General features: G+C 71.0%; 14 protein-coding genes. 9 read left to right on the forward strand and 5 right to left on the reverse strand.

The window, feature by feature from the left end:
• Positions 1-4: 4 nt before the first annotated feature.
• Positions 5-565, forward strand: a complete 561-nt coding sequence (locus tag EDF47_RS18725) for a sortase (protein WP_111086114.1) — start codon at positions 5-7, stop codon at positions 563-565.
• A gap of 64 nt (positions 566-629) precedes the next feature.
• Here the strand turns inward: EDF47_RS18725 and EDF47_RS18730 are convergent, their stop codons facing one another.
• Positions 630-1,100, reverse strand: a complete 471-nt coding sequence (locus EDF47_RS18730) for a VanZ family protein (RefSeq protein WP_165932407.1) — start codon at positions 1,098-1,100, stop codon at positions 630-632.
• 260 nt (positions 1,101-1,360) lie between these two features.
• On the opposite strand from EDF47_RS18730, the gene EDF47_RS18735 reads away from it, so the two are divergent.
• From EDF47_RS18735 to EDF47_RS18750, 4 genes are all read left to right on the forward strand, one after another.
• Positions 1,361-1,690 carry a hypothetical protein gene (locus EDF47_RS18735; RefSeq protein ID WP_111086112.1) on the forward strand — a complete coding sequence of 110 codons (330 nt, stop codon included), beginning with the start codon at positions 1,361-1,363 and terminating at the stop codon, positions 1,688-1,690.
• 97 nt (positions 1,691-1,787) lie between these two features.
• Positions 1,788-2,117 carry a hypothetical protein gene (locus EDF47_RS18740; RefSeq protein WP_207913272.1) on the forward strand — a complete coding sequence of 110 codons (330 nt, stop codon included), beginning with the start codon at positions 1,788-1,790 and terminating at the stop codon, positions 2,115-2,117.
• Positions 2,118-2,387: 270 nt separating this feature from the next.
• Complete coding sequence (locus EDF47_RS18745; RefSeq protein WP_166673273.1) at positions 2,388-7,913, forward strand: Ig-like domain-containing protein; 5,526 nt, start codon at positions 2,388-2,390, stop codon at positions 7,911-7,913.
• Positions 7,914-8,055: 142 nt separating this feature from the next.
• Complete coding sequence (locus tag EDF47_RS18750) at positions 8,056-8,757, forward strand: SDR family NAD(P)-dependent oxidoreductase (RefSeq protein WP_133939120.1); 702 nt, start codon at positions 8,056-8,058, stop codon at positions 8,755-8,757.
• Positions 8,758-8,773: 16 nt separating this feature from the next.
• On the opposite strand, the gene EDF47_RS18755 is transcribed toward EDF47_RS18750, so the two are convergent.
• The 3 genes from EDF47_RS18755 to EDF47_RS18765 all read right to left on the reverse strand — a co-directional run bounded on the left by EDF47_RS18755 (position 8,774) and on the right by EDF47_RS18765 (position 10,979).
• On the reverse strand, positions 8,774-9,523 hold the full coding sequence (locus EDF47_RS18755; RefSeq protein ID WP_131880696.1) for an SOS response-associated peptidase: 750 nt from the start codon (positions 9,521-9,523) through the stop codon (positions 8,774-8,776).
• A gap of 133 nt (positions 9,524-9,656) precedes the next feature.
• On the reverse strand, positions 9,657-10,283 hold the full coding sequence (locus EDF47_RS18760; protein WP_132100754.1) for a hypothetical protein: 627 nt from the start codon (positions 10,281-10,283) through the stop codon (positions 9,657-9,659).
• 3 nt (positions 10,284-10,286) lie between these two features.
• Positions 10,287-10,979: a hypothetical protein gene (locus EDF47_RS18765; RefSeq protein WP_133939122.1), complete on the reverse strand. Its 693-nt coding sequence runs from the start codon at positions 10,977-10,979 to the stop codon at positions 10,287-10,289.
• A gap of 246 nt (positions 10,980-11,225) precedes the next feature.
• On the opposite strand from EDF47_RS18765, the gene EDF47_RS18770 reads away from it, so the two are divergent.
• Genes EDF47_RS18770 through EDF47_RS18780 form a run of 3 tightly spaced genes read left to right on the forward strand, consistent with a single transcriptional unit; the run spans position 11,226 to position 13,035 of the window.
• The gene (locus EDF47_RS18770) at positions 11,226-11,651 is read left to right on the forward strand and encodes an organic hydroperoxide resistance protein (RefSeq protein WP_123293624.1); all 426 of its coding nucleotides are present in this window, start codon (positions 11,226-11,228) and stop codon (positions 11,649-11,651) included.
• A 9-nt stretch (positions 11,652-11,660) separates the two neighbouring features.
• Entirely contained in the window at positions 11,661-12,047 is a 387-nt protein-coding gene (locus EDF47_RS18775; RefSeq protein ID WP_123340113.1) for a YchJ family protein, read from the forward strand.
• Between the two features lie 34 nt (positions 12,048-12,081).
• A complete protein-coding gene (locus EDF47_RS18780) occupies positions 12,082-13,035 on the forward strand; it encodes an SDR family NAD(P)-dependent oxidoreductase (protein WP_131880702.1) in 954 nt (317 codons plus the stop codon).
• A gap of 26 nt (positions 13,036-13,061) precedes the next feature.
• Here EDF47_RS18780 and EDF47_RS18785 read toward each other — a convergent pair whose 3' ends face one another.
• The gene (locus EDF47_RS18785; RefSeq protein ID WP_207913273.1) at positions 13,062-13,928 is read right to left on the reverse strand and encodes a shikimate dehydrogenase; all 867 of its coding nucleotides are present in this window, start codon (positions 13,926-13,928) and stop codon (positions 13,062-13,064) included.
• A gap of 58 nt (positions 13,929-13,986) precedes the next feature.
• Here EDF47_RS18785 and EDF47_RS18790 point away from each other — a divergent pair, with 58 nt between their 5' ends.
• The gene (locus EDF47_RS18790) at positions 13,987-14,994 is read left to right on the forward strand and encodes an iron-siderophore ABC transporter substrate-binding protein (RefSeq protein ID WP_123293627.1); all 1,008 of its coding nucleotides are present in this window, start codon (positions 13,987-13,989) and stop codon (positions 14,992-14,994) included.
• The last annotated feature ends 143 nt before the right edge of the window (positions 14,995-15,137 follow it).

The raw sequence follows: 15,137 nt of genomic DNA on the forward strand, positions 1-15,137 counted from the left end.
CCACATGAAGAAGCTCATCGCTGCGGTGGTGCTGGCTGGGGCCGCACTGCTCGCCACGCCGACCGTCGCCAATGCCGCCGGTTACACGCCTGACTCCGACGTCTCCGTCTCCGGCACCGCTGTTGCCGGTGGTACCGCCTCCGTGAACTTCACCGAGGGTGCGTTCCAGGACAACGAGACCGTCAACGTCCAGGTCACCGGTGCCGGTGCGGTCACGCTCGGCGCGCTGCCGACCACGACCGTCTCGAAGACCTACACCGCTGCCTCCGACGGTTCACTCGCCGTCAAGGTCACCTTCCCGAAGGGCGCTTCGGGTACCTACAACCTGACCGCCACCGGCGCGACCTCGGGTGTCGTCGGCTTCGCCGCCTTCACCGTCGCCCCGGCTGACGCTGCTGCTGCTGTCCCCGCTGCGGGTGCTGGCTCCGGCACCGACGGCACCCTCGCCTTCACCGGTTCGACCGTGTCCGCCCTGGCCCTCTGGGTCGCCGGTGGCGCAGTCGTCCTCGGTGGTGGACTGCTGCTGGTCCGCGGCTCGGTCCGTCGCCAGCGCGAGTCCGTCTGAGTCTCGAGCTACTGAACGAAGCCCCCGGAGCGCATCGCTCCGGGGGCTTCGTCGTGTCCGCGCGTCAGTGACGCCGGCGGTGTGCCGCCCACGCGAGCGCCAGGATGCCCAGGACGGCTCCGAGGACCGCGCCCAGGCCGTTCGCCAGCACGTCGGCCACTGATGCGGTGCGAGCGGGCAGGAAGAGCGTCTGGCTGGTCTCGATGCCGACGCTGACGACCAGGCCCGCAGCCGCACCGGCCCACCACCACCGAGCGCCCGCGAGCAGGACCACGAGCAGACCCAGCGGGACGAAGAAGACCACGTTCGACAGCGACTCGATCGTGCCGTAGCCGAACCAGTCGGGGGCCCCGTGCCGATGGGCGATCGCGATCACCCGGTCGAGCGTCGGACCGGCTGCCGCGTCGACGGGTGAACCCCAGAACCCGACGAGCACCACCGCGACGCCGTAGGCGGCGGCGAGCCACGTCGCGACCCGACGGCTGCGGCCGGTGGCCGGGGCGCGCCCTGGATCGCGGGGACTGTCGGAGGTCACCCGACCGACGGTAGTGAGTCGGGCCTCCCGGATGGGCGTCTCCGTCATTCCGTGACGCATCTCGGAGGTCCGGAAAACGAGTACCCCGATCTGAAGCCTGTACCCCGGAAAGACGTCACACCGCCCCGGAAACCCGGGGGACGCCGATGGGTCGCATTGACGGAACCCGTGAATCAACGGGCATCGCTGGCGGTTCGGGCCGTGGTTCTCGTAGCGTTCTGGTGTCAGCAGATGTACCCCGGATCGTGAAGGAGAGCGACATGAGCATCACCGTCAACAACGCGACGCAGGCCGAGGTCACCCTCGACACCGACACGGTCGACACCATCGCGATCCTCGAAGCCGACGCGGCGACCTCGACCCGTCCGACCCGCGCGAAGGTCACCTGGGTGCAGGAAGACCAGGGCGAGTGGATCGCCGGCTACGGCGGGTACTTCGGCGGCAGCGTCGACAAGCGCGACGGCCGCTTCGTCGCCTCGGACACCTTCGGCCTGGTCGTCGGTGAGTTCGCATCGCTGGAAGAAGCGCAGACCAAGCTCGAGGACCAGCTCCACGTCATGCTCCCGTCTGTCATCCGACCGGTCGAGTAGGCGTCACCGGCGCCGTCGGCGCCCGTCCCACCATGCACCATCGGCGTCCGCGACGCCCGCAGCACCAGCACGCAGCACAGCCCGAAGGAGCACGACCATGAGCATGACCGCCGATCACCACCAGCAGACCGAAGTGACGCTGGACACCCGGACGATCGAGGTCATCGCCGAGATCGAGGCGCAGGTCGTCGCCGACACCGCGCCGGCTCGCGTCCGCATCAGCTGGGCGCAGCCCGACACCGGGCTCTGGGTCGCCAACTACGGCGGGTACTACGGCGGCACCGTCGACCGGCAGGGCACCCACTTCTTCGTCGCCGACACGTTCGGCGAGTACGTGGGGGACTTCCGCTCCCTCGACGAGGCCAAGGGGCGTCTGGCCGAGCGGCTGCACGTGCTGCTGCCCGACGTGATCCGGCAGGCTGTCTGACGCGCTGAGCCCCGCGAACCCCGAAACCCCACCGGATCCGGTGGGGTTTTCGCGTGCTCCGAGCGGGTGACGCGGGCCTGCGGGGCGGCTACCCCCACAACGAGTGGTCCCCCCTATTGGGGACCCGTCCCGTCCCCACTTCGGTATCGAGACCTGCCAGTATCGACCCGGCGCCACTGACCGTTCTCCCTGAACCGACGGCCGTGGATCAGGCGCCCGCATCGTCTCGACCCGAAAGTGATCATGCTGCCTGCTTCCCAGGGCACCGCTGTGCCTCGACGCCGTCTCGGCGTCCGAACCGTCGCCATGTTCGGCGCCGCGCTGCTCGCCGGCGTCGGGCTCTCGACGACCACTGCGGTCCTCGCCGCCGAGCCGGCGTCGGCCGTCGATGCGACCCAGAACGGTGCGCTGGTCTGTTATCCGCAGAACACGCTGTACGCGATCGACAGCACCGGCAAGGTCGTCGCCGTCGACATCAGTTCGGACGAATCCAAGGTCGGCCAGACCGCGGAGGTCACGAACCTCGGTGCGGGCGCGAACAACGGTCTCGGCATCTCGCGCGAGGGCGTTTCGATGTTCGCCGCAGCGAACGGTGGGACCGCGACGCTTCGTCAGTACGACCCGAAGACGGGCGTCGCCAGCGACCCGGTCGCGACCGACACGACACGGTCGGTGATCCGTGGTGCCGTGAACCCGGCAACGGGCATCTACTACTACGGTGACGGCACTGGTTGGCTCGGCGCGTACCGCCCCGCGACGGACACGACGCCGGCGAAGTACCTGGGTCAGGTCGGGCAGATCAACGGCCTTGCCACGCGGAACGCCGCCGACACCGCGAACGCGAACGGCGACTTCGCGTTCAGCTCCCGCGGACTGTTCTTCGTCGTCGCAGCGAACCACGTGTACCGCGTGAACACGAACGAGGTCCCGACGACGTCGGGCAACACGGCGATGACGACGACCGAGATCGCGACCCTGCCGTCCACCACCAACAGCCCCGGCATTGCGTTCTCCTCCGACGGCTTCCTGTACGTCTCGAACACGGTGACGACCAACCGGGCCCCCACCACCACGATCTTCCAGCTGGACCCGACGTCGGGAAAGGAAGTCCGCAACTTCCGCATCGTCGGTGATTACGCCGCGAGCGACCTCGCCAGTTGCAACTACGCCGACACCGTCACGGGTGAGTCGAGCGTCGACACCCGCTGGAACAGCGGTGACCAGTTCACGGTGTCGATCACCGGCGGCGGCATCACCCCGAACGCCGGGACGACCGGCACCAGCAGCGGCAGCGCCACGGGCATCCAGGCGCAGAAGGCGGGCGCGGTCCTGACCACGCCGAACAAGGACTACACGGTCACGCAGACCGCCGATGGCACCACGGACATGGCGAACTACGACACCACGTGGAAGGCCGTCGACCGGGGGACCAACGCGGTCATCGCGAAGGGCACCGGGAACACCGGCACCTTCACGTTCCCCGCCGCCACGACCGCCGACGGCACCGACGTCATGGTCACCTTCACCAACACGCTCAAGGCCGTCCACGTGACCACGACCTCGGACACGGGCAACACGCCGAACGGCACGAAGCTCACCGTGCCCGCGAAGGGCGTCCTGGCGAACGACAGCGGCACCGGCCTGTCCGTCGTGTCGAACACCACACCGGCCCACGGCACGGCGACGGTGAACCCCGACGGCTCGTACACGTACACCCCGGCCGACGGCTTCTCGGGCACGGACACCTTCCAGTACACGGCGAAGGACTCGTCCGGCCAGACGTCGACCAGCACCGTGACGATCACCGTCGCCCCGGCGGGTACCGACGACGCGTTCAGCGTGCACGCCGGCCAGACCGCCACCGCGGACGCCAAGACGGGTCTGCTCGCGAACGACCACGGCACCGGCCTGACGGTCACGGGCAACACGAAGCCCGCCCACGGTGACCTGACCGTCGAGAAGGACGGCTCGTACTCGTACACCCCGACCGCCGGTTACTCCGGCCCGGACTCCTTCACCTACACGGCGAAGGACGGCGACGGCGCGAAGATCTCCGGCACGGTCACCATCACGGTGCTGCCGACAGCGGTCGCCGACACGATCACCGCGACGGCGGGGGCCACCACCCCCGGCACCGCCCCCGGCCTGCTCGCCAACGACCTCGGCTCGGACCTGACGGTCACCGGCAACACCAAGCCCGCTCACGGTGACGTCGTCGTCGCGAAGGACGGCAGCTACACCTACACGCCCACGACCGGCTACTCCGGCCCCGACTCCTTCACGTACACCGTCACCGACGGCACCGGGGGGACCGACACCGTGACCGTGACCGTGAACGTCGCCCCGCTGGCGAGGGACGACACCGTCCGCGTCGCCGCCGGCACCACGTACACCGCCGACACCCGCGCCACCGGCGTCCTGGGCAACGACCTCGGCACCGGCCTGACGATCTCGTCGAACACGAAGCCCGCGCACGGCGAGCTCACCCTCGACAAGGCGACCGGTGCGATCACCTACACGCCGGCCGACGGCTTCTCGGGCACGGACTCCTTCCGGTACACCGCGACGGACACCGCCGGTGCGCCGACGACCGCCACGGTGACCATCACGGTCAACCCGACGATCGCGAACGACACCACGACGACGAGCGCCGGCACCCCGGTGAACGTCGACGTGCAGCACAACGACCGCGGCACGGACCTGGTCACCACGATCGTCACCGGCCCGGCGAACGGCACCGCCGTGGTCGCCGAGGACGGCACCGTCGAGTACACGCCGACGGGTGACTTCTCCGGCACCGACTCGTTCACCTACACCGTGACCGACGGCTCGAAGGTCACCACCGGCCCGGCGACGGTCACCGTCACCGTCAAGCCGGTTGCGAACGGCGACACGGTGGCGACGAAGTCCGGCGAGACGCTGACGATCGCGCCGACGACGCTCACCGGCAACGACAAGGGAACGAAGCTGACCGTCACCGACGCGGCCGCCGTCCCGGACGCCGACGGCACGACGCACGGCGACGTCGCGATCGACCCGACCACCGGCGTGATCACGTACACGCCGAAGCCCGGCTTCTCGGGCACCGACACCGTCACCTACACGGTGCGGGACGACTCCGGCCAGATCACGACCGGCACGATCACCGTCGTCGTCGGCCCGATGGTCACCCCGGACACCGCGACCGCCACCGCCGGCACCACGCTGACCGTGGGCGGGGACGGCGACGACCGCACGGGCGTGCTCGGGAACGACGAGGGCACGAAGCTCACCGCCACGGTCGACCTCGAGCCCGCGAACGGCGACCTCGAGCTGGCGGAGGACGGGTCGTTCACGTACACCCCGAAGGACGGCTTCTCGGGCACGGACACCTTCACCTACACGGCGAAGGACCCCTCCGGCGGGACGGCCACGGGTGTCGTGACCATCACGGTCAAGCCCGGCACCGAGTCTGACGAGATCGCGGTCAAGGCAGGCGGCAGCAAGACGGTCACCTCCGCCGACCTGACCGGCAACGACCACGGCACCGGCCTGTCCGTGCTCGACATCCCCGTCGGCAAGAGCGGCACGAACGGCACCGCGGTCCGGAACGACGACGGCACCGTCACCTACACGCCGAAGCCCGGCTTCTCCGGCACCGACGAGTTCACGTACACGGTCACGGACCGCAACGGCCTCACGAACACCGGTACCGTCTCCGTCCGGGTCACACCCGTCACGGCGGGTGGCTCCACGACCACCGACGCCGACGGTTCCATCACCGTCCCGGCCGACAAGGGCGTGCTCGACGGCGCCACCGGCACCGACCTGCACGTCACGGACAACACCGACCCGTCGCACGGTGACGTCGTCGTCGACAAGGACGGCGGGTACACCTACACGCCGAAGCCCGGCTACTCCGGCCCGGACTCGTTCGACTACACCGTCACCGACGGCGCCGGTGGCACCACGACCGGCACCGTGACGATCGTCGTCTCCCCGAAGGCCGTCGCCGACACCGCGACCACCACCGCCTCGACCCCGGTCGACGTCGTGGTCACGGGCAACGACTCCGGCACGAAGCTCGCCGTCACCGCGGTCACCAAGCCCGGTCACGGCGAGGCCGCGAACACCGGCACCGGCACCACCGGCACCGTCACGTACACGCCAGCCGACGGCTTCTCCGGCACGGACACGTTCACCTACACGGTGACCGACCCGACCGGCGGCACTGCGAAGGCGACCGTCACGGTGACGGTCAAGCCCGTCGCCGTCGCGGACACCGTGCGCACCAGCGCCGGCACTGCGCTGGCCATCGCCGGCACGACGCTGACCGCCAACGACCACGGCACGACGCTCACGGTCACCGGCCACGGCGACGCCGCGCACGGCACCGTGACGAAGGGCACCGAGCCCGGCTCGCTCGTCTACCTGCCGAAGAAGGGCTTCTCCGGCACGGACACGTTCACGTACACCGTCACGGACGGCTCCGGCCAGACCACGACGGCGACCGTCACCGTCCTGGTCGGCACCATGGCGACCCCCGACACCGGCCGCACCGCCACCAACGGCACCGTGACCGCGACCGTCGGCACGGGCGTCCTCGCCGACGACGAGGGCACCGACCTGTGGGCGAAGCTCGACCGCAAGCCGGCACACGGCTCCGTGGCGCTGGCGAAGGACGGCTCGTACGTCTACACGCCGGAGCACGACTGGTCCGGCATCGACACCTTCACCTACACGGCGGTCGACCACGACGGCAACACCGCGACCGGCCTCGTGACGATCACCGTCACCCCGACGGCGACGAACGACAAGGCAGCCACGAAGGCCGGCAAGTCGATCACCGTCGCCGGCCCCGGCGTGCTCGGCAACGACCACGGCAGTGACCTGACGGTCGTGACCTCCGGCACGGCGGGGCACGGCACGGTCTCGATCGCCGCGGACGGCACGTTCGTCTACACCCCGGCGAAGGGCTTCTCCGGCACCGACACCGTGACCTACCGGGCACAGGACGGCTCGGGTCAGCAGGTCGACGCCACCGTCACCGTCACCGTCGGCATCGACGCGACGAAGGACGCCGGCCACACCATCGCCGGCACCCCGATCTCCCGCGACGCCGCCCACGGTCTGCTCACCAACGACCAGGGCACCCGCCTCACCGCAGCGCTGGACCGCAAGCCGGCCCACGGCACGGTGACGGTCCAGCCCACCGGCGCGTACGTCTACACCCCGGCCGCCGGCTTCACCGGCACGGACACCTTCACCTACACGGTGACGGACGCCTCGGGGCAGACCACCACCGCCACCGCCACGATGACGGTCGTCGCCGCCGCGGTCGCGAAGGACGACTCCGCCACCGGGACCGTCGGGCACCAGGTCACGATCGACCCGCTCGACAACGACTCCGCCTCGGGCGGTGCCACCTTCGAGACGGGCACCCTGCACCTGATCGACCCGGAGACGGGCAAGCAGTCCGACCGCGTCGTCGTCAGCCACGAGGGCGCCTGGACCGTCCGCGACGGCAAGGTCGTCTTCACCCCGGCGAAGGGCCACACCGGCACCACCTTCATCGGGTACGCGGTGACGGACAGCAACGGCCAGACGGTGACGGCGACCATCACGGTCACCTACCCGACCGGCATCGCGGCAGCGGTCCACACCGCGGAGCTCGCCTTCACCGGTGCGACCGGCCTCGTCGGCCTCGGCCTCGCGGCGATCGCACTGCTCCTGGCCGGCGTGCTGCTCGTGACGCGTCGCCGCATCGCGGCGGGCATCGCAGCCACCCCGGGGATCCGACGCGGCGCGCGTCCGTAACCACCGCGGTCGACCGGGAGGCCCGGATCACGTCAGCCGACAGGCGCACGTGATCCGGGCCTCCCGTCTTCCTGCCGTGGTCGCGTCCGACGCACGCCGTCACGCGGGGTGGTGCGGCTCCGCCGCTCGCTAGCCTCGGAGGATGAGCGACCGACCCACCGCACCCGGCCGACCCACCGCGATCGTGACCGGTGGGACCAGCGGCATCGGACGCGCCGTCGTCGAGGAGCTCCGCCGGACCCACGAAGTGATCGCCGTCGGGCGTGACCGCGTGCGGCTCGACGAGGTCGGGGCGCTCGACCACGTCACCGCCGTGCAGCTCGACCTGACCGACGCCGCCGGGTTCCCGGCCTTCGCCGACTCGGTACCGGAGCTCGACGTCCTGGTGCACAACGCAGCGATCGTCGAACGCCTGCGTGTCGAGGACGCCCGCGCCGAGGACTGGCAGCGCGCCTTCGCCACCAACGTCATCGCGCCGGCCGAGCTCAGCCGGGTGTTCCTGCCACACCTGCGCCGGGCCGCCGGGTCGGTCGTCGTGATCAGCTCGGGCGCCGCTCGACGGGCCGTGCCGAACAGCACCGTGTACTCCGCGTCGAAGCACGCGCTGCAGGCCGTCACCGACGGACTCCGCCAGCAGGTCAGCGCCGACGGGATCCGGGTGAGCGCCGTCGCGCCGGGACCGACCGACACCCCGCTCGCGCACACCGGCGATCGGTACGGTCCGGCCGACCCCGACGTGGTGCGGAGTGAACCATCCACCGTCGCCTCGGCCGTGCGGTTCGTGATCGACGCCCCGCGGGACTCTCAGATCGCCGAACTGTGGGTGCGTCCGAGCGTCGAGTAGGGCGGCGTCTCGCTGGCTACGCCACCGGTTCGATGAGCTGCGGGCCGTCGTTCTTCACGCTGTTCACGGTGCGGGCGACCTCGTACTGCTCCAGGCCGGCCGCGACCGTCAGTGACTCGTGGTCGAGCAGGGCCAGCAGGTCGTCGGTGCCGAGGCCCCCGGCGCCACCGGTGCCGCCGCCGAGCCAGTCGTCGTAGCCGTCGGGCGTCAGGAACGCCGGCATCCGGTCGTGCACCTCGCCCGGGGCCACGTGGGCGTCGCGCGTGATGATCGCCAGCGACAGCCGCCACTTGTCCGGGTCGCCATCGGGCTTGGTCGGGTCCGGCCAGGCACTCACGACCCCGGCCATCGCCAGGGCACCGCCGGGCTCGTGCACGAAGTGCGGCTCCTTGCCGTCCTCGCGCACCACCCACTCGTAGTAGCCCTGCGCCGGCACGATGCACCGGTTCGTCGCGAAGGCCCGCTTGAACATGCCGCTCGTCGCGACCGTCTCGATACGGGCGTTGATCGGCTTCGGGCGCTGCTTCTGGAAGTCCTTCGCCCAACTCGGCACGAAGCCCCAGCTGATCTGCGGCAGCTCGCGTTCGCCGTGCCGCTGGCGCACCGCGGACACGGGGTCGGTCGGGGCGACGTTCCAGCTCGGCACCAGGCCGGTCCCCACGACGCCGGTGTCCTGGTCGACGTGCTCGGTCCGGCCGGCGAGCTCACCGAGGAGCTCGGGCAACAGATCGGCCGTGGTGTCGGAGACGACGAACCTTCCACACATGCGCCCAGTGTGCCCCGTGCCCCCGACAGTCGCGCGGGCGGGGCTGTTGCGTCGTGTCGGCCTGTTCCCTTGTCCCGTTCCGCTTCGTGAACAGAAATGGTCGGGTCCCGTCACGCCACCCGACCATTTCTGCTCACGAAGTCGGGCCGGCGGGGACCTCGAACGGCTCGGCGGCCTCGGCGGCGACCCGCGCGCGTTCGGAGCGGCCGAGGCGGACGACGTACTCGGGCAGCACGAGGACGTAGAGCGCGACGGACACCACGGGCCACCAGGGCGCGACGTCGAGCAACGGGCCAGCACCGACGGCGGCGACCCCTGCCCCCAGCAGCGGGGTGACGCGGGCGAGCGTGCCGATCAGGCCGCGGCGGAGCAGGACCGTGTCGGTGCGGACCGCCTCGCGGTCGTCTGGACGGACGGGGCGTGGCCGTCGCAGCAGGTACGGCTGCACCGACCACCGCACCGAGTTCTGCCACGAGGCCCGCACCTGCCGCCCGTTGATCGTCGCCGAGGGGTCCGGCGGGCGCCGCGTCGAGAAGCACGCGAACGTGAGCAGGCCCACGCCGGCCGCCAGCAGCACGATGGCCGCCACGCTGCGGAGCGGAGGCTGTGCGGTCCAGCCGAGCCGGGCCTCCAGGACGAGCATGCCGACCAACGCGACCACGGCTGCTGCGCCGGACCACGCTGCCGCGCGGCGGACACGACGCGGGTCCAGCACGTCGTCGACGTGCCGGAAGAAGATCCGCCAACCGAGTGCGAACACGGATCAGTCTCCGGGCAGCGAGAGCTTGCTGCCCTTCGGGGTGCCGGGCCGGCCGCGGGCGGGCGGTGCCGGCGGGACGGGCGGGAGCGCCTCGGCCTCGACGCGCAGCTGCTCCTGACGGCCGAGGGTGCGGATGCCCATGACGCCGGTGCCGCTCGAGATGACGAGCCACATGAACCACACACCGAGGAGCACGATCATCCGGTCGCCGTCGACGGGGAACGTGAGGACGAAGACCACCGTGCCGAGGACGAGACCCACCCAGCTGGCAAACTGCAGGAACGAACGGGTGGCGAAGCGGACGATCTGGTCGCGGCTCTCCAGCAGACCGTGGAGCACGGCATCGCGGTGCTGCGGCTCCACCGCCGGAGGGTTCCTGCCGTAGTAACGGGCGATGGCCTCTTGCGTGCGCCAGCCGATGCCCGGGATCGGTGGGACGGCCCATCCCTTCGGGCCGACCGGCGTCATCGATGCGCCGAAGCACCCGAAGCCGGCGGCCACCACGACCGCGATGACGACACCGGCGGGACCGGGAACGGGGTCGTCCAAGCGGTCCAGGAGCACGCCGACGAACAGCAGCACGACGAACGCGGTCGCCGCGACGATCGCGCCGACGAGCACCATGCGTCGGCGGATGCGCTCACCGATGACCTCGGGCAGTCGCTCCCGGTACACCTGCCACCCGATCTTGAACACGTGTCATGTCTTCCCGGGCGCGGGGTGTCGTGGGCCGGGCGCTCGGTACTTCGTGAGCAGAAATGGTCGAGTGCGCTCGTGGGGCCCGACCATTTCTGCTCACGAAGTTCACGAACGAAGTGCGCCGCGGGCACCCCGCGGCACGCCCGCGGACACGCCCGGCGGCGCGGGCACGCGCTGGCGCCCGGCCCCGGCACCCCGGGCACGCGCAGCACACGTCCAGGTGGGCGCGATGGCCTCGGCTCCATGAGTCTCGACATCGTCTACACCGCAGCCGCCCACGCCACCGGAGGCGGCCGCGACGGGCACGTCCGCAGCGAGGACGACCGGCTCGACCTGGACACCCGCCCGCCGAAGGAGATGGGCGGCAGCGGCGAGGGCACCAACCCCGAGCAGCTGTTCGCCGCCGGGTACGCCGCGTGCTTCCTCGGTGCACTGCACGCCGCGGGCAAGGAACTCGACCTCGACACCACCGGCGCCGAGGTCTCCGCCGAGGTCGGCATCGGCGGCGCCGGCAACGGCACCTTCGGCCTGGCGGTCGAGCTCGACGTCTACGCACCGGCCGCCCCGCAGGAGCAGCGCCAGCGCCTGGCCGAGCGCGCGCACGAGATCTGCCCGTACTCGAACGCCACCCGCGGCAACATCACCGTCGCGCTGTCGATCGTCGACTAGCGTTCCGGCGTGGTCACCGACGAGACGCGCTGCCCCTGCCTGAGCGGCAATCCCTACGGCGAGTGCTGCGGCCCCCTGCACCGCGGAGCGGCCGCACCGACCGCGGAACGCCTGATGCGCTCACGCTTCAGCGCGTTCGCGCTGGGACTGCCGGAGTACCTGCTGCTCACCTGGCACCCGCGCACCCGACCGGCGGCCCTCGAGTTGGACGCGTCCCAGCGCTGGACCCGGTTGGACATCCTGACGACGACCTCGGGAGGCCCGTTCGACTCCCAGGGCACGGTCGCGTTCCGCGCGTGGTGGCGTTCCGACGACGACCGCGGGACGCTCGAGGAGACGAGCGAGTTCGTCCGCGAGCAGGGACGATGGTTCTACGTGGACGGTGTCGTCGCCTGACGGCTCCGCACCACGCCAGCTGACAGGAGTCGACATGCCCGCACGCGACCTCACCCGCTTCGGCGGCCGGACCACGGCCGCCGAGGTCGTCGACGGCCTCGACCTGACAGGACGCACGGCGATCGTCACCGGCGCCGCGTCCGGCATCGGGGTGGAGACCGCCCGAGCACTCGCCGGAGCCGGGGCGCGCGTGACGCTCGCCGTGCGGGACGTCGACGCCGGCCGACGGGTCGCGGACGACATCGCCCGGTCGACGGGGACGGACGCACCGGCCGTCGTCGAACTGCACCTGGACCGCCCGGGCTCCGTCGAGGCGTTCACCGCAGCGTGGTCGGGGCCGCTCGACGTCCTCGTCGCCAACGCCGGCATCATGGACGCGCCCGAGTCGTACACGCCCGCCGGGTGGGAAGCGCAGTTCGCCACGAACCACCTCGGGCACTTCGCCCTCGCGGTCGGGCTGCACGACGCCCTGGCGGCCTCGGGTTCGGCCCGCATCGTCTCGGTGTCGTCGAGCGGCCACGGCGGTTCGCCCGTCGTGTTCGACGACCTGTTCTTCCGCCGGCGCCCCTACGAACCCGGACTCGCCTACGGCCAGTCGAAGACCGCGAACGTGCTGTTCGCCGTCGCTGCCGGCCGGCGGTGGGCCGCCGACGGCATCACCGCGAACGCCCTGATGCCCGGCGGGATCTGGACCGGGCTGCAGAAGCACTGGGACCCGGAGGTCCTCGCCGCCACGAAGATCGCCGCCGCCGACGCCGTGAAGACCCCCGAGCAGGGAGCCGCGACCTCGGTCCTGCTCGCCACCGCACCGGAACTCGACGGGATCACCGGCCGCTACTTCGAGGACTGCCACGAAGCAGCGGTGGTCGAGCGGATCGAGGACGGCCTGCACGGCGTGCTGCCCTGGGCGCTCGACCCTGACCAGGCCGACCGGCTGTGGGACGTGTCCGTCGCCCTGCTCGACGCCGAGGCGCGGTCCCGCGGCTGACCGCGGGTCGCCGGTGTCGTCGTCGGCTAGCTGCTGATGACGGCGGGCAGGCCGACAGCCGAGCGCATCGCACGACGGACGGCGGCCTCGTCGGGCAGCAGCTCGTCCTCGTCACCGGTCAGGAAGAAGCGGATCTGGCCGATGGCCTGCTCGGTGAGCATGTCGAGACCGTTCAGCACCCGGCCGCCCGCACCGGCCCAACGCGACGCGACGGCGGTCGGCCACGGCTCGTAAGCGACGTCGAACAGCACGGCGTCCGACCCCGACGGCACCAGCTCGAGTGGGTCGGCCGCACCGCCGGGAAGCGTCGACAGGACGAACCCGTGGCGGGTGCCGGGCAGGTCGGTGAGCGGCAGGACCTCGAGCGAGACGCCGAGCCGCACGGCCAGCTCCACGAGCGACCCGGCCTTCGCGGTGTCGCGCAGGAACACCCGCACGAGTGACGCCCCGAGCCGCACGGTTGCGGACAGGGCGCTCGCCGCGGTCGCCCCGCCGCCGAGGATCGTGGCCTCGCCGGGAAGGTGCCCGAGGGCCTCGACCGGACGGACGAGCCCCTGGACATCGGTGTTGGCACCCGCACGGACGATGCTGTCGCCCTCGTGGCGGAACGCCACCGTGTTGGCGACCCCGAGCTCATCGACCAACGGGGTCGTGCGGTCGAGGAGCGGCAGCACCTCGCGCTTGAGCGGCATCGTGAGACTCAGCCCGCGCCATCCGGGACCCAGCCCCGCGACGAACTCGTCGAGCCCACCGGACGCGACCTCGTGCCTCCCGTACGACCACCCCAACCCGAGCGCGTCGTAGGCCGCTTCGTGGAGCGTGGGGGAGAGCGAATGCGCGATGGGGGAGCCGAGCACCGCGAGGCGCGTGCGGTCTGGATCTGGGACGGCCACGATCACCCAGCCTATCCAGCTGAATTCCTGTACGCCCCGTTAGGTTAGGCTACCCTTCGTGATCCGCTCATCCCTTCGTCTCCGACGTGTCCTCGCCGCTGCGGGTGCCGTCGCCGCAGCCTCCCTCGTCCTCGCCGGCTGTGCCTCGGGCTCCGGCTCGTCCACCGACACGGCTTCGTCCGGCTCGTCCGACGGCGCCTTCCCGGTGTCCATCACGACCGGCCTCGGCACCACGACGATCGACTCGCAGCCCAAGCGCGTCGTCGCCCTCGGCTGGGGTGACGCCGAGACCGCGCTCGAGCTCGGCGTGCAGCCGGTCGGCGCGAGCGACTGGCTCGCCTTCGGTGGCGACGGCGTCGGACCGTGGCTGAAGGACGCGTACACGAAGTCGCCGAAGATCATCCAGACGCTCGAGCCGAGCTACGAGGACATCCTCAAGCTCAACCCCGACCTGATCCTCGACGTGAAGTCGTCTGGCGACAAGGACCGCTACGACAAGCTGTCCGCGATCGCGCCGACCGTCGCGATCCCGAAGGGCGGCGAGAACTACCTCGCCTCGACCGAGCAGCAGACCACGATGATCGCGAAGGCGCTCGGCAAGGAGTCCGAGGGCAAGAAGCTGCTCTCCGACCTCGACGACGCCTACGCCACGGCGCGCAAGGCCCACCCGGACTTCGAGGGCAAGACCGCCGTCGTCGGTGCGTACAGCTCCGAGGGCTTCGGGGCGTACGCCTCCACGGACAGCCGCTCGTCGTTCATGAAGAACCTCGGGTTCACGATCCCGTCGGCCATCGACAAGGAAGCCGGCAAGGCGTTCTCCGTGACGCTGTCCGACGAGAACCTCGACCTGCTCGACGCCGACCTGACGCTGGTCCTGCCGATCTACGTCGACGCGTCGAAGGCCGAGGCTGACCCGCTGTTCCAGAAGGTGCCGTCGGTCGAGGCTGGCCACTACATCGTCTTCGACGACAAGGACGTGTCGTCGGCGTTCTCGATGGGCACCACCGCTGCGATCGAGTGGGCGCTCGACAAGCTGCCGGCCCAGTTCGAGGACAAGCTCGGCTGACCTGGCCGGTCTTCACCCGCGAAAGCGACAGGGTGCCGCCGATGTTCGGCGGGTGGATTCAAGTGGTCGGTGCAACACCGCCTGTCAGTGACGCCGAGAGTAGCTCGTCGAGAGCTTCTCTCGGCGTCATGGCGTCGAGGCGT

This window comes from Curtobacterium sp. PhB190 (assembly GCF_004365385.1).
Classification (GTDB): domain Bacteria; phylum Actinomycetota; class Actinomycetes; order Actinomycetales; family Microbacteriaceae; genus Curtobacterium.